Annotated in this window: 11 protein-coding genes, 2 tRNA genes, 2 rRNA genes and 1 pseudogene; 8 read left to right on the top strand and 8 right to left on the bottom strand. The window is 36.8% G+C overall.

The annotated features are described in order from the left end of the window. Positions 1-85 precede the first annotated feature (85 nt). The 5 genes from K337_RS0112525 to K337_RS0112505 form a co-directional block, all read right to left on the bottom strand. Positions 86-3,029 (bottom strand): 23S ribosomal RNA (locus K337_RS0112525). A 186-nt stretch (positions 3,030-3,215) separates the two neighbouring features. Next, positions 3,216-3,291: transfer RNA gene (locus K337_RS0112520), tRNA-Ala, on the bottom strand. Positions 3,292-3,295: 4 nt separating this feature from the next. Then, positions 3,296-3,372, bottom strand: a tRNA-Ile gene (locus K337_RS0112515). Between the two features lie 90 nt (positions 3,373-3,462). Then, a 16S ribosomal RNA gene (locus tag K337_RS0112510) occupies positions 3,463-4,980 on the bottom strand. Together the 16S and 23S rRNA genes with 2 tRNA genes alongside form the textbook arrangement of a ribosomal RNA operon. 463 nt (positions 4,981-5,443) lie before the next feature. After that, on the bottom strand, positions 5,444-5,995 hold the full coding sequence (locus K337_RS0112505) for a ferritin family protein (protein WP_028856911.1): 552 nt from the start codon (positions 5,993-5,995) through the stop codon (positions 5,444-5,446). 195 nt (positions 5,996-6,190) lie between these two features. Between K337_RS0112505 and K337_RS0112500 the strand changes: the two genes are divergently transcribed. From K337_RS0112500 to K337_RS18485, 4 genes and pseudogenes are all read left to right on the top strand, one after another. Continuing rightward, positions 6,191-7,411, top strand: a complete 1,221-nt coding sequence (locus K337_RS0112500; protein ID WP_028856910.1) for a BaiN/RdsA family NAD(P)/FAD-dependent oxidoreductase — start codon at positions 6,191-6,193, stop codon at positions 7,409-7,411. Positions 7,412-7,439: 28 nt separating this feature from the next. Further along, positions 7,440-8,108: a hypothetical protein gene (locus tag K337_RS0112495; protein WP_028856909.1), complete on the top strand. Its 669-nt coding sequence runs from the start codon at positions 7,440-7,442 to the stop codon at positions 8,106-8,108. A 98-nt stretch (positions 8,109-8,206) separates the two neighbouring features. After that, on the top strand, positions 8,207-8,860 hold the full coding sequence (locus K337_RS18490) for a peptidylprolyl isomerase (protein WP_037029900.1): 654 nt from the start codon (positions 8,207-8,209) through the stop codon (positions 8,858-8,860). Positions 8,861-8,883: 23 nt separating this feature from the next. Continuing rightward, a pseudogene (locus tag K337_RS18485) lies at positions 8,884-9,660 on the top strand (peptidylprolyl isomerase); the annotation flags it as partial. A 287-nt stretch (positions 9,661-9,947) separates the two neighbouring features. Here K337_RS18485 and pdxT read toward each other — a convergent pair. Together pdxT and pdxS are read right to left on the bottom strand one after the other, a co-directional pair. Continuing rightward, complete coding sequence (pdxT, locus tag K337_RS0112480; RefSeq protein ID WP_028856908.1) at positions 9,948-10,517, bottom strand: pyridoxal 5'-phosphate synthase glutaminase subunit PdxT; 570 nt, start codon at positions 10,515-10,517, stop codon at positions 9,948-9,950. 1 nt (position 10,518) lies between these two features. After that, positions 10,519-11,391 (bottom strand): pyridoxal 5'-phosphate synthase lyase subunit PdxS, encoded by an 873-nt coding sequence (gene pdxS / locus K337_RS0112475; RefSeq protein ID WP_028856907.1) that lies wholly within the window; start codon positions 11,389-11,391, stop codon positions 10,519-10,521. A gap of 113 nt (positions 11,392-11,504) precedes the next feature. Between pdxS and pdxR the strand changes: the two genes are divergently transcribed. From pdxR to K337_RS0112460, 3 genes are all read left to right on the top strand, one after another. After that, on the top strand, positions 11,505-12,896 hold the full coding sequence (gene pdxR / locus K337_RS0112470; protein ID WP_028856906.1) for a MocR-like pyridoxine biosynthesis transcription factor PdxR: 1,392 nt from the start codon (positions 11,505-11,507) through the stop codon (positions 12,894-12,896). A gap of 148 nt (positions 12,897-13,044) precedes the next feature. Further along, positions 13,045-14,133, top strand: coding sequence for a pyridoxal-phosphate-dependent aminotransferase family protein (locus K337_RS0112465; RefSeq protein WP_028856905.1), 1,089 nt, complete (start codon positions 13,045-13,047; stop codon positions 14,131-14,133). Positions 14,134-14,226: 93 nt separating this feature from the next. Continuing rightward, positions 14,227-17,664 (top strand): pyruvate carboxylase, encoded by a 3,438-nt coding sequence (locus K337_RS0112460; RefSeq protein ID WP_028856904.1) that lies wholly within the window; start codon positions 14,227-14,229, stop codon positions 17,662-17,664. A 91-nt stretch (positions 17,665-17,755) separates the two neighbouring features. On the opposite strand, the gene K337_RS0112455 is transcribed toward K337_RS0112460, so the two are convergent. Further along, positions 17,756-18,664 carry a DMT family transporter gene (locus K337_RS0112455; RefSeq protein WP_028856903.1) on the bottom strand — a complete coding sequence of 303 codons (909 nt, stop codon included), beginning with the start codon at positions 18,662-18,664 and terminating at the stop codon, positions 17,756-17,758. A 411-nt stretch (positions 18,665-19,075) separates the two neighbouring features. Between K337_RS0112455 and K337_RS0112450 the strand changes: the two genes are divergently transcribed. Next, positions 19,076-19,774 carry a YjjG family noncanonical pyrimidine nucleotidase gene (locus tag K337_RS0112450; RefSeq protein WP_211226107.1) on the top strand — a complete coding sequence of 233 codons (699 nt, stop codon included), beginning with the start codon at positions 19,076-19,078 and terminating at the stop codon, positions 19,772-19,774. Positions 19,775-20,036 lie beyond the last annotated feature (262 nt).

The raw sequence follows: 20,036 nt of genomic DNA, 5'->3' as shown, positions 1-20,036 counted from the left end.
GCATCACCAATATCTCTAAAATTTACTTTCGTAAATTAAGAATATTGAAATAAATTAACTCTTTTCTTCTAAATCAATTTTACTTTAGGTAAAGTGTTCGTCATATTAGTATTGGTCAGCTAAAGACTTCACAGCCCTTACACCCCCAACCTATCAACCTCCTAGTCTCGAAGGTGACTTATCAATGATAGAATACTTATCTCTGAGTTGGCTTCCCGCTTAGATGCTTTCAGCGGTTATCCATTCCAAACGTGACTACCCAGCTATGCCATTGGCATGACAACTGGTACATTAGAGGTTTGTCCATCCCGGTCCTCTCGTACTAAGGACAGATCTCATCAATATTCTTACGCCTACAGTGGATAGGGACCGAACTGTCTCACGACGTTCTGAACCCAGCTCACGTACCGCTTTAATGGGCGAACAGCCCAACCCTTGGGACCTTCTCCAGCCCCAGGATGCGATGAGCCGACATCGAGGTGCCAAACTTTGCCGTCGATATGGACTCTCGGGCAAAATCAGCCTGTTATCCCCGGGGTAGCTTTTATCCGTTGAGCGATGGCCCTTCCATTCGGAACCACCGGATCACTATGTCCTGCTTTCGCACCTGCTCGATGTGTCTATCTCACAGTCAAGCTCCCTTATGCCATTGCACTCTTCGGTTGATTTCCATCCAACCTGAGGGAACCTTTGAACGCCTCCGTTACTCTTTCGGAGGCGACCGCCCCAGTCAAACTACCCACCTAGCACTGTCTCCATGATTACACATCACAGATTAGAATCAAAATGTTATATGGTTGGTATTCCACCAGCGACTCATATGCAGCTAGCGCCACACATTCACAGTCTCCCAACTATCCTATACACATAACATCTCAACCCAATACCAAGCTATAGTAAAGCTCCACGGGGTCTTTCCGTCCTACTGTAGGTAACCGGTATCTTCACCGGTAGTACAATTTCACCAGGCCTCCCGCCAAGACAGCATTCGAGTCATTACACCATTCGTGCAGGTCGGAACTTACCCGACAAGGAATTTCGCTACCTTAGGACCGTTATAGTTACGGCCGCCGTTCACCGGGGCTTCAATTTGAGTCGCTAAACCCTCCTCTTAACCTTCCGGCACTGGGCAGGTGTCAGCCCATATACATCGCCTTTCAGCTTAGCATAGACCTGTGTTTTTGCTAAACAGTTGCTCGAATCTCTTCACTGCGGCCATCAAAAGCTCAAGAACGCGTGTTTCTATCACCTTTAATGGCACCCCTTCTCCCGAAGTTACGGGGCCATTTTGCAGAGTTCCTTAGCGAGAGTTAGCCTGTACGCCTTAGATTTCTCATCCTAACCACCTGTGTCGGTTTACGGTACGGGCACTATAATTCTCAATAGAAGCTTTTCTCGGCAGCGTGGGATTTGTACCTTCGTGTTCATTACAAACACTCCGCATCACACCTCAGATCTAAAACCGTGGATTTTCCTGCGGTTCCATCCTACATGCTTACACAGACATATCCAACAGTCTGCGCACATACCCTTCTGCGTCCCTCCATCTCTCAAACAAATTATAGTGGCGCAGTAATATTAAACTGCTTTCCATTCGCCTACGCAATCTAGCCTCGGCTTAGGTCCCGGCTTACCCAGAGAAGACAAGCTTTACTCTGGAAACCTTGGTTTTCCGGCGAGAGGGATTCTCACCCTCTTTCTCGCTACTCATTCCTGCATTCTCACTTCCGATACCTCCAGATTGGGTTACCCCTTATCCTTCAACGGCCTACGGAACGCTCTCCTACCAGTCTACACATAGTGTATACTCCACAACTTCGGTTTATATCTTAGCCCCGTTACATTGTCGGCGCAGAGACTCTCGACCAGTGAGCTATTACGCACTCTTTAAATGTATGGCTGCTTCTAAGCCAACATCCTGGTTGTTTCAGAATCTCCACCTCCTTTCCCACTTAGATATAATTTGGGACCTTAGTTGGTGGTCTGGGCTGTTTCCCTTTTGACCATGGATCTTAGTACCCATAGTCTCACTCCTGATCTCTTGAAATATGGTATTCGGAGTTTGATTGATTTCGCTAAGCAATATGCCCGCTAGACCATTCAGTGCTCTACCCCCATATTTAAACAATCAAGGCTGCACCTAAATGCATTTCGGAGAGAACGAGCTATCTCCTGGTTCGATTGGCTTTTCACCCCTATACCTACCTCATCCCCCGGCTTTTCAACGACGGTGGGTTCAGACCTCCACTGTGTCTTACCACAGCTTCATCTTGGACAGGCATAGATCACCAGGTTTCGCGTCTACAACCAACGACTAATTCGCCCTATTCAGACTCGGTTTCCCTTCGGCTCCGTTATACTTAACCTCGCCATTGATCGTAACTCGCAGGATCATTCTCCAAAAGGCACGCCATCACACGCCCGAAGGCTCTGCTCTGACCGCTTGTAAGCACACGGTTTCAGGTTCTATTTCACTCCCCTCCCGGGGTTCTTTTCACCTTTCCCTCACGGTACTATTCACTATCGGTTAGTAAGAGTATTTAGCCTTACGAGATATGGTCCTCGCTGATTCACACAGGGTTTCTCGTGTCCCGTGCTACTTGGGATTACAATGACTCTCTAATCTAAGTTCCCTATACAGGACTATCACCTTCTACGGTTGAACTTTCCAGTTCATTCTAGTACCTTGATTAGTCAAGCGCAGACTTTGCAGATCTGCTACTTTGTATCCCACTACCCCCAACAAGCAACGCCTGCATGCTATCACACTTGTTCGGTTTGGGCTCTTCCCCGTTCGCTCGCCGCTACTTAGGGAATCGTTTTTACTTTCTCTTCCTCGGATTACTTAGATGTTTCAGTTCATCCGGTTCCCGTTTCCACACTAGTTCTTCAAACTAGTAGGTTTACCCATTCGGAAATCTAAGACTATTACGCTCAATTGCAGCTTGTCTTAGCTTATCGCAGCTTATCACGTCCTTCATCGGCTCTTACTACCAAGGCATTCTCCGTGCGCCCTTAATTTCTTAACCTATTATTAAAATAGAATTTTAATATTTTTTGCTTAATTTGTTTTTAGAATTTTTGAAATCTAATTTACGTTCAGTTATTTCTAACTCTTCGTTAATTATCGTTATGCTCTCACATAACTTGAAGATCTAATAAAATTGTTAATTTATTATTTCATTATTATATAGTTTTCAATGTCCAAATTGTTTTGGTGGAGATAAGCGGGGTCGAACCGCTGACCTCCGCAGTGCAAGTGCGGCGCTCTCCCAACTGAGCTATATCCCCAAAATGGTACGCCTAAGTGGACTCGAACCACCGACCTCACGCTTATCAGGCGTGCGCTCTAACCAGCTGAGCTATAGGCGTATATAAGGAATATAAAAGTCATATAGAGAAAGAAGTATGTAAATATTCTTTATATAGATCAGTAAACTGACCTCATAAAGTGCTCCTTAGAAAGGAGGTGATCCATCCGCACCTTCCGGTACGGATACCTTGTTACGACTTCACCCCAATCGCTAATCACACCTTAGGAACATCCCTCCATAAAGGTTAGGCCTGCTACTTTAGGTGCAACCAACTCTCGTGGTGTGACGGGCGGTGTGTACAAGACCCGAGAACGTATTCACCGCGACATTGCTGATTCGCGATTACTAGCGATTCCAACTTCACGCAGTCGAGTTGCAGACTGCGATCCGAACTAAGATTGGCTTTCTGAGATTTGCTCCACCTCGCGGTATTGCTGCTCTCTGTACCAACCATTGTAGCACGTGTGTAGCCCAGCACATAAGGGGCATGATGACTTGACGTCATCCCCACCTTCCTCCTGCTCGTCGCAGGCAGTCTCGCATGAGTCCCCAACTTAATGATGGTAACATACGATAGGGGTTGCGCTCGTTGCGGGACTTAACCCAACATCTCACGACACGAGCTGACGACAGCCATGCACCACCTGTATCAACGTTCCACCGAAGCGGCACCAAGTCATCTCTGACGAGTTCGTTGTATGTCAAGTGCTGGTAAGGTTCCTCGCGTTGCGTCGAATTAAACCACATGCTCCACCGCTTGTGCGGGTCCCCGTCAATTCCTTTGAGTTTCACACTTGCGTGCGTACTCCCCAGGCGGTTCACTTATCGCGTTAGCTTCGGCACAGAGGTTCGACCCCCTACACCCAGTGAACATCGTTTACGGCGTGGACTACCAGGGTATCTAATCCTGTTCGCTCCCCACGCTTTCGAGCTTTAGCGTCAGTATCTGTCCAGTGAGCTGTCTTCACTATCGGCATTCCTACAAATATCTACGAATTTCACCTCTACACTTGTAGTTCCGCCCACCTCTCCAGTACTCTAGCCTGCCAGTTTCAAACGCAATACGGAGTTGAGCCCCGCATTTTCACATCTGACTTAACAAGCCGCCTAGACTCGCTTTACGCCCAATAATTCCGGATAACGCTTGCGACATACGTATTACCGCGGCTGCTGGCACGTATTTAGCCGTCGCTTCTTCTGGTGGTACCGTCACTTTCTTCTTCCCACCTGAAAGCACTTTACAATCCGAAGACCTTCATCGTGCACACAGAATTGCTGGATCAGACTTTTGGTCCATTGTCCAATATTCCCCACTGCTGCCTCCCGTAGGAGTAAGGGCCGTGTCTCAGTCCCCTTGTGGCCGTTCACCCTCTCAGGCCGGCTATCCATCGTCGGCTTGGTAGGCCATTACCCTACCAACTACCTAATGGAACGCAAAGTTCTCCTCCAGCGCATATAGCTTTCATAAGTCCTTGATGCCAAGGTCTCATAATATCCGGTATTAGCTAACCTTTCGATTAGTTGTCCCGGTCTGAAGGGCAAATTCTTTACGCGTTACTCACCCGTCCGCCACCGTACTATCTTCCGAAGAAGAATTCCAGTCGACTTGCATGTGTTAAGCATTCTGTCAGCGTTCATCCTGAGCCAGGATCAAACTCTACATTCAAATTTATATCCTAACTTCATAAATGAAGTTTAGCTATCTATTAAAAGATAATATATTTTTATAGTGGTTCTTTCCACTGTACACCTTAATCGATTGTTTAAAACAAAGTTTTAAACGACAATTGAGTTTTTAATTTACACTTTCTTTCTCTATTCAACTTTCAATGTCCTTCTCTGTCTCGTTCGGTTTCCCTCGCGGACAAGAAGAAGTATACCGCACTTATTATTCTACGTCAAGAGTTTTTTTGTTTTTCTTTTATTTTTTTAAAAAAAAATCTCAAAAAAACCAGGAAATACGGCTAAAAATGAAGGTATTTATAAACTTTTACGGGGTAAAACACCACTTTTATTCCATGTAAAACTTACCTTATATATGGGTGACATAAAAAATAAAAAAACGACTAAATTCCAAAAGGAATAATATAGTCGTTTTCTTTTATTTTAAAATTATTTTACAGGGTTAATTATTTTCCTTCAAAATGTCTTTCTAATAAACCTTTGAAAGCTTTTCCATGTCTAGCTTCATCTTTAGCCATCTCATGTACTGTATCATGAATTGCATCTAATCCTAATTTTTTAGCTCTTTTTGCAATTTCAAATTTACCAGATGTAGCTCCATATTCTGCTGCTACTCTTAATCTTAAGTTTTCTTCTGTTGAGTTAGTTACTACTTCTCCTAATAACTCAGCAAATTTAGCTGCATGTTCTGCCTCTTCAAATGCAATTCTCTTGTATGCTTCTGCTACTTCAGGATACCCTTCTCTGTCTGCTACTCTTGACATTGCTAAGTACATACCAACTTCTGTACATTCTCCTGCAAAGTTAGCTTTTAATCCTTCAATAATCTCTGCATCTCCACAAGCTAATCCTTCTCCTAACTTATGTTCAGTTGCCCACTCTTCAGTTGCATTCTCATCATAAGCTACGAATTTATCCTTTCCAGCTTTACATACTGGACAGACTTCAATATTTGCATCTAATATTTCCCCACATACTGTACATCTCATTTTTGCCATTTCACTTCACTCCTTATATTTTCAATTTGTTTTATTTTAATTTCAAATTTGTATTCATTACAAAATAATGATAACCTATTTTAAATAAAGTGTCAACATTTTTTTATAAATATTTTTAAAGATTAATTATAAATTTATTTATCTATTGTGATATACTATATAATCTAAATATAATTTATAAAAAAGGAAGTACTTATGAAAACATATGAATATATAGTTGTAGGTGGTGGTCCCGCTGGTATATTTTCTGCAATATACGCAGGAAGCTTTGGGATAAAAACTGCAATTTTAGAAAAAAAAAATAGGATGGGAAAAAAAATATTGGTTGCCGGTTCAGGCCAGTGCAATATAACCCATACTGGAGAAGTTAAAGATTTTTTAACCAAATATGGAGATCACGGTAAATTTTTACGAACAGCAATCTATAAATATTCTCCCCAAGATCTGCAAAGTTTCTTTAAAGATAACGGGTTAGAACTAGTTCCTAGGGAAGATGGTAAAATATTTCCTATAACCAAACGATCTGTAGACGTTGTAGAGCTCCTCTATACCCTGTGTAAGAAATACAGTGTTGATATAATAGAAGAGTGTGAAGTATTATCTATAACACACAATGATAACTTTAATTTAAATACCAGTTTAGGAGATTTCAACTCTACAAACATCTTACTTTCTACTGGTGGAATCACATTCCCTCAAACAGGGAGCGATGGACAGGGGTACAAGTTTGCAAAAACTTTAGGCCATAAAATAGTAGAACCAAAACCATGTCTTACACCGGTATACATAAGGGATTATCCATTTACTGAACTAGCAGGAATCTCTTTTAAAGATATATCGATCAGTGTCTTTGACAGGGATAAAAAAATAAACTCTTCCAAGGGAGACATACTATTTACCCATAAAAACCTAAGCGGCCCGGGAATTTTAGATAACTCGAGATATATGAAAAAAGGAAATCAAATTTCATTTAATTTTATAGATATGACTGCAGAAGAATTCAAGGAAGATTTCATCGAATATACCAATGCTCATGGCAAAAATTTAACTAAAACTTTTTTAAATACCTATAATTTACCTGAAAGATTTATAAAAAATATGCTTTTTGAAGCTGAAATATGTGAATGTATAAAGATCTCCAGCTTAACTAAAAAAATGAGAGATAATCTCGGAAAACTTCTCACCGATTATCAATATGAAATAACTAAATTGGGTGGTATCGATATAGGAATGGCTACTAACGGCGGAATAAACTTAAAGGAGATCAACCCTAAAACTATGGAATCCAAACTGGTTAAAGGACTTTATTTTGCAGGTGAGATCATGGATATTGACGGTGATACTGGAGGATATAATATCCAGGCTGCGATATCAACTGGAATCTTAGCCGCAAGAAATATAACAAAGAGTAAGTAATCAATAAAAGTAGGAGGATAATTTAAATATGAAATTAGAAAAAATTAAAGAATTTAAAAAATTTGCCAGTGAAGTGATATTAAAAGTTTTGATGAAGATGGACAAAGACTATCAAAACTATCAAAATTTAGATGACTATGACGGGATGCAGAAAGTTAAGTTGGAGTTTATTCCTAAGTATGAAAAATTATATCTTGAATTTTCCAACGACATCTCAGAAAATCTAGACGATCTAGATGATAAAAAAATAGAATCTTTAATGGGAATTGTCAATGATATCATGAAACTTCACAATATCAACATTGACTATATTTTGGATGAGGTGGAAAAAAGAGAAAAGCTAAGTGGTAAATCTGGTGCAGAAGCTGTTGAGAAATTATTTAAATATCAGATCAAAGAATTAGAAACAAAGATGGAAAATTTGTTAAAGCAAGCCGATATCATCTTAGACAACGAAGGAAAACTAGAAGCAGAGCTGAGAGACGCTATCCAAGAGGATGATCAAATGAATATCTTAGATCAACTAGTTGTTGTTAGGAGTAAATGGAGTGTCTTAGAAAAGAAAACTATTCAGTGTAAAACAGCATTGGACGGATTAAAGGAATCGTTGGTAAAAAAATGGACTTACGATATCTATGGGACTATATCTCAAGAAGAACTTAAAAAAGTTTTCAGTACCGAAATGAAAAACAAATAAAATTACTAATATTAACAGTAAAAAACATGGATTAATCTAGTTTTTACTAGATATTGCACAAGTCAAATTACTATGTTAAAATGGAGGTATATTTCGATATGAATACAGGAACTAAAATAGCAATAAATGTGATAGTTATATTAATCATCATATTTTTTGTAATGAAAAGAAGAGCAAACAACGTAAAAAATGCAACTACAATACAAAAGGAGGCAACAATCGTGTCAAACACAAATTTAATTGCAAAGATCAAAACTAATAAGGGAGATATCAACATAAAATTATTTCCAAATGAAACACCATTTACAGTACTTAACTTCGTAAACTTATCTAAAAAAGGGTACTACAACAAGTTAAAATTCCATAGAGTTATCGCTGACTTTATGATTCAAGGTGGATGCCCACAAGGTACAGGAATGGGTGGCCCTGGATATAACTTCAAAGACGAATTCGTAAAAGAATTAGTATTCAATAAGCCTGGAATCTTAGCTATGGCTAACTCTGGTCCAAATACAAACGGTTCTCAATTTTTCATCACTCATACAGAAACTACTTGGTTAAACCATAAGCATACTATCTTCGGAGAAGTTGTATCTTCTGAAGATCAAGATGTAGTTAACAAAGTAGCTCAAAATGATATCATAGAAACTATTGAAATCACTGGAGATGTAGATGCATTTTTAGAAGCAAACAAGGAACTTTTAGCTGAATTAAACACAGAGTTAGCTAAAGATTTCCCTAACTTAAAATAATTCTAAAATTCGGAGGTATACACATGAAAAAAATATCACTTATCTCTGCACTCCTCCTACTTCTAGTTTTAGGAGGGTGCTCATCTATCAGAAGAGCCATGAGAGCCGGAGAAGTCGCAAAAATCAATAATATCAAAGCAACAATAGTTACTACTCAAGGAGATATCAACTTCTATCTTTATCCTGAAGCTGCTCCTGTTACAGTAGCAAACTTTATAAACCTAGCTAAAAGAGGTTTTTATGATGACCTAAAGTTCCATAGAGTTGTAGATAACTTTATGGCTCAAGGAGGAGACCCTTTAGAAACTGGTTTAGGTGGCCCTGGTTATCAAATTGAAGATGAATTTGTAGAGTGGTTAGATTTCTACCAGACAGGTATGCTGGCTATGGCAAATGCAGGTCCTAATACTGGTGGTTCTCAATTTTTCATGACAATGTATGCCGCTGACTGGTTAAATCAGAAACATACAGTATTCGGAGAAGTTATCTCCGATGCTGACCTCGGTGTTATCAGAAAGTTAGAAATAGGGGACAGAATTAGAGAAATTAGGTTCGAAGGAGATGTAGATTTCTTCTTGGCACTTGAAAAAGACAGAGTTGATTTTTGGAATGAAACTTTAGACAGAAATTTTCCAGGTTTAAAGAAATATCCGGTAAAAGATATTACTGATCCAATTTTTACTGAAACTTATACTAACTATAAGGATGAACTAGAAAGAATCCAAGAAACAAAATTAAAAACATCTAAACCTTATGATCCAAAATTTATCCCAGCTTGGATAAGATATATAGATAATAAGTATACTGCTGCTAAAAAGAAAGAAGAGGCTTCTCCTAGCGAGAGACTAGAAGAACGTAACGAAGACAACCTCTCCGTTATAGCTACTTCTGTTACTGTCAGTAAATCTGACAACGTAACTAGTGAAGATGTATCTGTAGTTACCAGTGATGACACAGGTACTATTACTGAAACTTCTACAGAGAGCAGTTCTGAATCTTCAGATAAATCTGAAGAGCCGGAAACAAAGTAATAAATTTTATAAAAAGGAAAAGAACTTTCAATTGAGAAAGCTCTTTTCCTTTTTTACTATCTATCTACCATCTCTATAAAATATCTATGTAGCTCCAAATTATCTGTCAATTCAGGGTGAAAAGATGTTACCAGCAGATTATCTTCTCTTGCACCCACTATCCTTCCATCTACTTTCCCTAGTATCTCTACATCTTTTCCCACACTCTCTATATAGGGTGCCCGTATGAAGACCATGGGGATTTTATTCTCTATCCCCTTAAAGATACCGTCTATCTTAAAACTTCCCAGCTGTCTCCCATAACCATTTCTCCTCACCACAATATCCATAAGGGGTAGATGAATTACCTTATCATCAGCTATCTCTTTAGCCAATAAGATCATCCCGGCACAGGTCCCCCAAACAGGAAGTCCTCCCCTGATCTTTTGAATCAAAATTTCTTTGAGGTTAAAGTCTACCAGGAGTTTACCCATGGCAGTACTCTCCCCACCAGGCAGAATAAGACCATCTATAGAGTTTAAATCTTCAGTTTTTCTAACTTCAACCCCTTTATAACCAAGTGATTGTATGATATCTATATGTTCACGAAAAGCACCCTGAAGTGCCAAAACACCTATGCACTTCATCTTAATATCCCCTATGAGCCATCAATTCATTGGTATCTATAGAGTAAACATTTATCCCTACCATGGCTTCTCCAAGGTTGGTAGAAATTTCAGCTAAAATTTTAGGATCATTATAATGAGTCACAGCCTTAACTACAGCAGCAGCTCTCTTTCTCGGATCACCAGATTTGAATATCCCCGACCCTACAAATACTCCGTCACAACCTAACTGCATCATCATAGCTGCATCGGCAGGTGTAGCTACACCACCAGCAGCAAAGTTTACAACTGGAAGTTTCCCATTTTCATGGATATACTCAACTAGATCTATCGGAGCTCCTAGTTCCTTGGCTGCGTTATAAAGTTCATCTTTTGAAAGTCCCTGAACCCTGCTTATCTCGTTATTCATCATTCTCATATGTCTTACAGCTTCTATAACATCTCCCGTTCCTGGCTCACCTTTAGTCCTTATCATCGATGCACCTTCACTGATTCTTCTGAGAGCTTCTCCAAGATTTTTTGCTCCACAAACAAATGGAACACTGTAGTTAGATTTATTTATATGAAGTGCAGGATCAGCAGGTGTCAATACTTCACTTTCATCGATATAGTCAACTTCTAACGCTTCTAAAATCTGTGCTTCTACAAAGTGACCAATTCTTACCTTTGCCATAACAGGTATAGATACCGCAGCTTGAATTTTTTTGATCATATCAGGATCTGAAGCTCTAGCTACTCCTCCATCCTTCCTGATGTCTGCTGGGACTCTCTCAAGGGCCATCACTGCACAAGCTCCTGCCTGCTCAGCTATTATCGCTTCCTCAGCATTTGTTACATCCATTATAACTCCACCTTTTAACATCTGTGCCAAATTTTTATTCAATTCATATCTCATACTTTATCCCCCTTTTTATAGTGTTTTTTCTTTGACACTATGATACGCCTCATATATAATATATTCAATCATAACTATTAAAAGTGTACCGATACAATTAAGGAGGAGATAAGATGAATTTAGACAATCAGCAGACACTGTACCTTCAGATATACGAAACAATTAAACACGATATCATCGAAAATAAATATGCAGAACACGAAAAACTACCATCTATTCGAAATTTAGCTAAAAAATTAGGGGTCAATAATATAACCATTGTAAAAGCCTATGATACCCTAGAAAAAGATCGATATGTTTATAAAAAAAGGGGAAGCGGGGTCTACGTAAATAACCTCAATATCAAAAAAAACATTTTAGAGGAAGAGATCCTTATGGAGACCTTTAAATATGGTAAATTAGATGTAGAGGGGGAGATTAACTTCGCTAATAGTAATCCCAATGGGAATTATTTTCCCATTACAAAGTTTAAAAATTGTATAAATTTTGTAATAGACAGGGACCAGGAAAAAATATTTGCCTACGAAGATCCAAAGGGTTATGCAGGATTACGGAGTATTATCTCGAAACATTTAGAAGCTGAAAAAATAATGACCCATCCTGAAGATATTCAAATAATCTCTGGAGCCCAGCAGGGAATCGACCTTATAACCAAGTCTTTAATTCACTTGGGAGACAATATAATCATTGAAAATCCCAGTTATTCCGGAGCTATCACATCCTTTAAAAGAGGAGGTGCCAAGGTTATAGATATTCCACTATTAGAAGACGGTATAGACCTAAAGAATCTAAAAAAAATACTGGCTAAAGAAAAAATATCATATCTATATCTTATGACTAACTTTCATAATCCCACCGGGATCTCCTACTCTAAAAAGAAGAAATTAAAAATTTTAGAATTGGCTGAAAAACATGATTTTTATATAATCGAAGACGACTCTAGCTCAGATCTCTACTACAAAGATAAACCTTTTTCATTAAAATCTATGGATACAGGTGAAAGGGTAATATACATTAAAAGTTATTCCAGGATATTTATGCCGGGTCTCAGATTAGGATTCCTCATCGCTCCCAAGGATAAATTAAAGTATATCTCTTTCACTAAATTTCATACAGATATATCTACCCCCGGTTTAATACAGAGAGCCTTTGAACACTATCTAAGCTCCGATTCATGGGAGATCCACACTAAAAAATTAAGATCTATCTATAAGAAAAAATTCGAAGTAGCCTATGACCTGCTCAAGAAAATCAAGCATCTTAAGTTATTTGCGGTTCCCCAGGGAGGCTTGTATTTTTGGGTGAAGCTGGATAAAATCAGCAGTGAAGCTCTTTTTTTGAAAGCTCTGCAGAAGAAAGTAGGAATCCTGCCTGGTTCTATATTCAAACTGGATGAAAAAAGCGATGGATGGGTAAGACTTTGTTTTGCAGATGTGGAAATAGAGGAGATAAAAAAAGGATTAAATATCTTAAAAGAATCTGTAGAGGAACTTTATAATTTATAATTTTTCATCAATTCATATTTTTTTCGTCTAAATGTCAGACTATTTAGATATTTTTCTTATCATTTTTTTTTTAGTATAATAAGAATGAATTTAATTGAACTATAAGTGAACATCATTTATTATATATTTTATTTTGGAGGAGATCATATTGGAAAAACTCTTAATGACACCAGGACCCACAAATGTTCCTGAAGAAATTAGAAAAAAAATGGCTGAAGATGTCATCCACCACAGGATGGCAGACTATAAGAAACTATTTAGTGATGTCAGTGAAGATCTGAAACACTTTTTTAAAACCAAACAGGAAGTTCTTACATTGACTTGTTCCGGTACTGGAGTTATGGAAGCTGCTGTTGTAAATTTATTTTCAAAAAAAGAGAAAGTACTGGTAATAAATACAGGAAATTTTGGACAGCGATTTGTAGAAATTACAACTACCTACGATCTTAATGTTATTGATCTGAAATATGACTGGGGTTCCACTTATAAGCTGAAAGATGTTAAGGAGATAATCCTTGCTAATCCAGATCTAAAGGGGATTCTTATGACTCACAGTGAAACTTCTACCGGGGTTTTAAACGATATCCAGAGTATTGGAGATCTTACAAAGGATACAGATATCCTTTTAGTTGTAGACTCTATCAGTGGTATGGTTGTAAATCCTCTGGAATTTGACGATTGGTCTCTTGACTGTGTCATTGCCGGAAGTCAAAAAGGCTTTTTACTCCCTCCAGGTCTGGCATTTGTAGCCCTGAGCGAAAAAGCAAAAAAAGCTATGGAAAGATCAAACTTACCTAAATTTTATTTTGATTTAAAAAAATATATTAAATTTTTAAAAGAAAAACAGCAAAACCCTTATACCCCAGCTATTACCTTGGTGGTAGGACTTAAATGTGCATGTGATCTTCTTTTGGAGGAGGGCTTAGATTCCATCCAATTAAAGCATACAAAACTTCGAATATATCTAGGAGAAGAACTCATAAAACTCGGATTTGAATATTTTGTAAAGGATGAAAATGCCAGAGGAAATACCTTGGTTGCAGTAACCCACAAAGAAATTGAAGATATGGATAATTTCAGGGGAATAATCGATAAAAATGGAATCAGTCTAGCAGGGGGACAAGGAAATTATTCCGGAAAACTTCTTCGAATAGGGTGCCTTGGAAAAATAACAAAAATAGATATAGACAGGACAATAGAAGAGATAAAAAAGCAACTTGACGTTGCATCCAGATAAACATTAATTTAAAGATTTGATAAAATTTAGGTTATATATTAATTTATAATTTCCTAGACAATAATAAAAGTTTTATTATAGATGGAGGTTGGAATGAGTAGAAGATTTAAAAGGGTCTTAATTGCAAATCGTGGTGAAATTGCAATAAGAGTTATAAGAGCGTGTAAAGAATTAGGAATACGAACTGTTGCTATCTATTCTGAGGAAGATAAAACATCTCTTTTCAGAACAAAAGCAGATGAATCTTATCAAATAGGTAAAGGTAAAGGACCTATCGAGGCATACCTTGATATCGATGAAATAATCAAACTAGCTCTAAAAAAAGGAGTAGACGCAATCCATCCTGGGTATGGATTCCTTTCTGAAAACCCTGAGTTTGCAAGAAAATGTGCTATAGCAGGGATAGAATTTATAGGTCCCACTGCCGAGATGATGGAGAGTTTAGGAAATAAAATACAATCTAAATTAGTTTCTGCAAAAGCTGGAGTTCCTACTATCCCCGGTGTGGATAAACCTGTAGGTTCCGAAGACGAAGCAATTGAATTTGCAAGAAGCTGTGGATACCCTATAATGCTAAAAGCAGCAGCCGGTGGAGGCGGACGTGGAATGCGTATAGTAAGAGAGGAATCTGAGCTTATCTCATCTTATAGAAGTGCCAAAAGTGAATCTAAAAAAGCTTTTGGTATAGATGATATGTTTATAGAGAAATATGTTGAACAGCCTAAGCATATAGAGGTTCAGATTCTTGGAGACAAACATGGGAATATATTCCACCTTTACGAAAGAGATTGTTCTATACAAAGAAGACATCAAAAAGTTATTGAGATAACTCCTGCTCTTACATTAGCCAAAGAAAAAAGGCAGGAAATATGTAACGATGCATTAAAAATTGCAAAAGAAGTTGGCTACGTAAACGCTGGTACTTTGGAATTCTTAGTTGATAAACATGGAAATCATTATTTTATCGAGATGAACCCTAGAATCCAGGTTGAGCATACTATTACTGAAATGGTCACTGGTATCGACTTAGTCCAAAGTCAAATACTTATTGCTGAAGGATACGCATTAACTTCAGAAGAGATTGGAATCCCCTCTCAAGATGCTATTCAAACTAGGGGATATTCTATCCAGTGCAGGGTAACCACTGAAGACCCTGTAAATAATTTTGCACCTGACACAGGTAAGATAGACATCTATAGAACTGGATCTGGAATAGGTATCCGTCTTGACGGTGGAAATGGATATGCTGGTGCCGTGATAAGTCCTTATTACGATAGTTTACTTGTAAAAGTAATATCTCATGGTAATTCATTTAAAGATGCCATAAGAAAAGCTCTGCGTTCCATAAAAGAATCTAAAATTACCGGCGTAAAAACAAACATTGCTTTCTTAGTAAATGTATTGAATCACCCTAACTTTGCAAAAGGTGACTTTACAACAGCATTTATACCTGAACACCCAGAACTTTTCGATATCTCTGTAAAAAGAGACACTGAAGGAAATTTTCTTAAGTTTATAGCTGAAAAAGTTGTAAATGAAACCCATGGTGTTAAAAGAGAGTTTGATGTACCGCATATCCCTAACGCTCCTAAACCTGAAAAACTTTCTGGTACAAAACAAATACTTGAAGAAAAAGGTCCAGAAGGTGTAGTTGAGTGGATTAAAAACCAAAACAAACTACTTCTTACAGATACAACAATGAGGGATGCCCATCAATCGTTAATGGCTACCCGTGTAAGAACAACTGACCTGCTAAAAATAGCAAGGGATACATCTATACTTGGAAAAGACCTCTTTTCACTGGGGATGTGGGGAGGAGCTACTTTTGATGTTTCATACAGATTTTTAAAAGAATCTCCTTGGGAAAGACTAAAAGAAATAAGAAAAAGAGTCCCAAATGTACTTCTTCAAATGCTTATAAGAGGATCCAACGCAGTGGGATACAAAAACTATCCTGACAACGTAGTTGAAGAGTTTATAAAAGAAGCTTCTGACAGCGGTATTGATCTTTTCAGAATATTTGATTCTCTAAACTGGATTAAGGGAATGGAAGTCCCTGTGAAAGAAGTTATAAAAAATGGTAAAATTGCCGAAGTATGTATCTGTTATACAGGAGATATCCTGGATAAATCAAAAACTAAATACACCCTTGACTACTATATAAAAAAAGCAAAAGAGATAGAGGCTATGGGAGCGCACATCCTTGGAATCAAAGATATGTCAGCTCTCTTGAAACCATATGCAGCAGAAAAACTTATAAAAGCACTTAAAGAAAATATATCTATCCCTATTCACCTCCATACACATGACACTACAGGAAATGGAGTTGCGACTGTCCTAATGGCAGCTGAAGCAGGGGTAGACATCATAGATACCGCTTTTGATGCTATGTCTGGACTGACAAGTCAGCCTTCTCTAAACTCTGTAGTTGCAGCCCTAGAAAATACAGAAAGGGATACAAAAATAAATCTAGATGATGTTCAACAGATCTCTAATTATTGGAATGTAGTAAGACCTGTATATGCTCAATTTGAGTCTGGATTAAAATCTGGTTCTACAGAAATCTATAAATACGAGATCCCTGGAGGACAGTATTCAAACCTAAAACCTCAAATCGAGAGTTTTGGTCTTGGACACAGATTCGGTGAAATCAAGAAAATGTTTAAGGACGTTAATCTGCTCCTAGGAGACATAGTAAAAGTAACTCCATCATCAAAAATGGTAAGTGACCTTGCTATATTTATGGTTCAAAATAACCTTACTCCTGAGGATATTATTGAAAAAGGAAAAGATCTTGCTTTCCCTGATTCAGTATTTGCATACTTCAAAGGAATGATGGGACAGCCAGAAGGCGGTTTCCCTAAAGGTCTTCAAAAAATAGTTCTTAAAGGTGAAGAACCTATAACATGCAGGCCAGGTGAGCTTTTACCTTCTGAAGATTTTAATGAAATTAAAGAATATCTGAAAACAAAACATAAAATTGAACCCACTATGCAGGATGCACTGAGCTACGCTCTCTATCCAACTGTATTTGAAGATTATTTAAAATACATAAAAGAACATGGTGACTTCAGCAAACTAGGAAGTGATATATACTTCCATGGTCTTGCAGAGGGAGAAACTTGCGAAATCAGCCTTAAAGAGGGAAAAATAATGGTTGTAACACTCCTTCAAATATCTAAGCTGGATAACGAAGGTTATAGAACTGTGACATTTGAAGTAAATGGCAACAGAAGGGAAACAAGGATAAAAGACAAAACTCAGTCAGCTTCTTCTATGTCAACTGAGATTGTAAAAATGGTAGATCTTGACAACGAATTACAAATAGGTGCCAGTATCCCTGGAGCTATCATAGAGGTACTTGTTAACAAAGGGGATAAAGTAGAAGAGAATCAAAAGTTAGTTATTATGGAAGCTATGAAGATGGAAACAACTATCACTGCAAAAACAGGGGGAATTGTAGAGGAAATTTTCGTAGAAGAGGGAAAAATAGTAGAATCGGGAGAACTTCTCATTCAACTTTCTAAATAAAACTAAAATAATTCATATTATAAAAACCTCTGCAAATGCAGAGGTTTTTTAATTTTTTCAAATTAAATTATATACGATAAATATGTAATTATCAGAATTTGAAAAAACTTTTCCTTTTAAGGTTTTTTCTTGCAGGAAATTTTATTTTAGAAATTATTACCCCTATCAATAGGATAAAAATTCCCAGTATATTTATAGGATAAAGATACTCTTTTAAGAAAAAATGACCTATAACAGCAGCGGTAGGAAGTTCTACCAAAGATACAATTGCTGCCTTTGTAGGACTGATGAATTGAAGTGCTTTAGTATAAAAGACATAAGCTAAAATAGTAGAAATAATACCTAACATAAGAGAAAAGCCTATCATTTCAAAACTTAATGCTTTTATTAAAATTTTTAGATCCAACATAGGAATTACAAAGACTGCTCCAATCAAAAAACTATATATGAGAATTCCTAAAGAATTAGAACCTTTAGGGATTCTTTTACTTAATATAGGAAAGAATCCATAGGACAACCCCGAGATTGCCCCCATAAGAAGACCAAATCCATTTGTATTTAAAACTGATATGTCGCCCCCTGTGACAATTAAAAATGCCCCATAAAATCCCAGAGTCAAAGATACACCCTTAAATAAAGTTATTTTTTCGTTAAAAAATATCCTGGATAGGAGTGCTGTAAAAAGCGGACCTGTACATGACATTATTACACCGACAGTTACAGAAGTTCTCACAATACACTGATACATCCCTATCCCCATTATGCCCTGGCTTATTATTCCAATTAAAAGAGCATGTTTTATATTTTCTTTTTTTATCTTTAATTTTTCTTTGTCTCTCACCATATAAAAAATAAACATGGGAAGGAAGGCGGAAAATAACCTTAAAAATGTTATTTCAAAAGGGCCCACTCCTGTTTTACCCAAATAATATGATATGATTCCAATCGTTCCCCAAGTTATCCCCGCTAGAAATGCAAACCCGTAACCCTTCTCCTCCATCCTAAACTCCCCCATCTTCTTTATAACTTTTTACTCTCTATCTCAGACAATTAGAAATATTATAAAAAATAAAATAATTTAATTTAGATTATATAACATCTTTAGGAATTTAGATATAAATATGACAATAAATATTTAAAATTAGTTTTTTATTAAATCCTGAAAGAAATCATATTTAATGAAAGATCTCCGATTTTATTTTTTTTGATCAAAGAATACTTCTACGCAAAACAAACTCTAGCTACTATACCTAGATATAATTATATAAAATTTTAGCCTTTGACATTTCAATATTGTTATAAATTACACAATCTTTTACTATATATATGTAACTTTACTTATCCATTTAGACATCTTAATTTTTCTTTTCAATCATTATTATGTTATAATTTATAAAAATAACTATATGGGGTGATTATAATAAAATATGAAATTATAATATTTGACGCAGATGAAACTTTATTTGATTTTAAAAAATCTGAAAAGAAAGCTTTTGAAAGTACTATCATTGATTTTGGTATTGAATACGAGGAAAATTACCATTTTAAAGTCTATAAAGAAATAAATACAGCCATCTGGAAAGAGCTTGAGAATGGACTTATCACTCAGAAAAAATTAAAAACAGAAAGATTCAGACGATTATCAAAAAAATTAAATATTCAATTTAATGAAGTTGAATTTGCAAAATTATTTATGAAACACCTATCACAGGCATCTTTTTTATATGAAGAAAGTGAGGAGCTTGTTAAAAACTTAACTAAAAACTATAGACTTACAATCATTACAAATGGTCTTAGTGCAGTTCAAGATAATAGAATAAAAAAATCTGTTATTGCCGAATACTTTGAGGATATAGTAGTTTCTGAAGAGATAGGTATATCTAAACCAAATCCACAAATATTCCAACATGCTTTAAATAATATTAATTATACCGATAAAAACAAGGTATTAATCGTTGGAGACAGCCTGACATCTGACATCCAAGGTGGAATAAATTTTGGCATAGATACATGCTGGTTTAATCCAACAATGAACTCAAATGAAGTAGGAGTAGAACCAACCTATGTTATCTCTGATTTAATGGAACTAAAAGATATATTAAAAAAATAAATATACATATATAAAGCTTTCTTTCAACTGGATAAATCCAGCTGAAAGAAAGTTTTTTTATTTTCTAATCCCTTTGGTAATACCAGTTTGAGCACTTTAAATTCTAAAAATAAACTTAAGAAAAACAACCGATTATACCAACTAATAAGACAAAAAGTTTTCAAATAAAACATAATCGTAGTTGACAAATTTATTTTCATGGTATATAACAGAAGGTGGAAATATTAAAATACGACTAATAATTACTCTTATTTTCGTTCCT

Source organism: Psychrilyobacter atlanticus DSM 19335 (assembly GCF_000426625.1).
Lineage (GTDB): Bacteria > Fusobacteriota > Fusobacteriia > Fusobacteriales > Fusobacteriaceae > Psychrilyobacter > Psychrilyobacter atlanticus.
Note: the sequence above shows the minus strand (reverse complement) of the source record. Positions and strands in the feature narration are given on the sequence as shown.

Bases quoted from the DNA above. Each gene is read 5' to 3' on its own strand.
- pdxT (WP_028856908.1), bottom strand. From the start codon at position 10,517: ATGAAGTGCATAGGTGTTTTGGCACTTCAGGGTGCTTTTCGTGAACAT.
- K337_RS0112460 (WP_028856904.1), top strand. From the start codon at position 14,227: ATGAGTAGAAGATTTAAAAGGGTCTTAATTGCAAATCGTGGTGAAATT.
- K337_RS0112505 (WP_028856911.1), bottom strand. From the start codon at position 5,995: ATGGCAAAAATGAGATGTACAGTATGTGGGGAAATATTAGATGCAAAT.
- K337_RS0112455 (WP_028856903.1), bottom strand. From the start codon at position 18,664: ATGGAGGAGAAGGGTTACGGGTTTGCATTTCTAGCGGGGATAACTTGG.
- K337_RS18490 (WP_037029900.1), top strand. From the start codon at position 8,207: ATGAATACAGGAACTAAAATAGCAATAAATGTGATAGTTATATTAATC.
- pdxR (WP_028856906.1), top strand. From the start codon at position 11,505: ATGAATTTAGACAATCAGCAGACACTGTACCTTCAGATATACGAAACA.
- K337_RS0112495 (WP_028856909.1), top strand. From the start codon at position 7,440: ATGAAATTAGAAAAAATTAAAGAATTTAAAAAATTTGCCAGTGAAGTG.
- K337_RS0112500 (WP_028856910.1), top strand. From the start codon at position 6,191: ATGAAAACATATGAATATATAGTTGTAGGTGGTGGTCCCGCTGGTATA.
- pdxS (WP_028856907.1), bottom strand. From the start codon at position 11,391: ATGAGATATGAATTGAATAAAAATTTGGCACAGATGTTAAAAGGTGGA.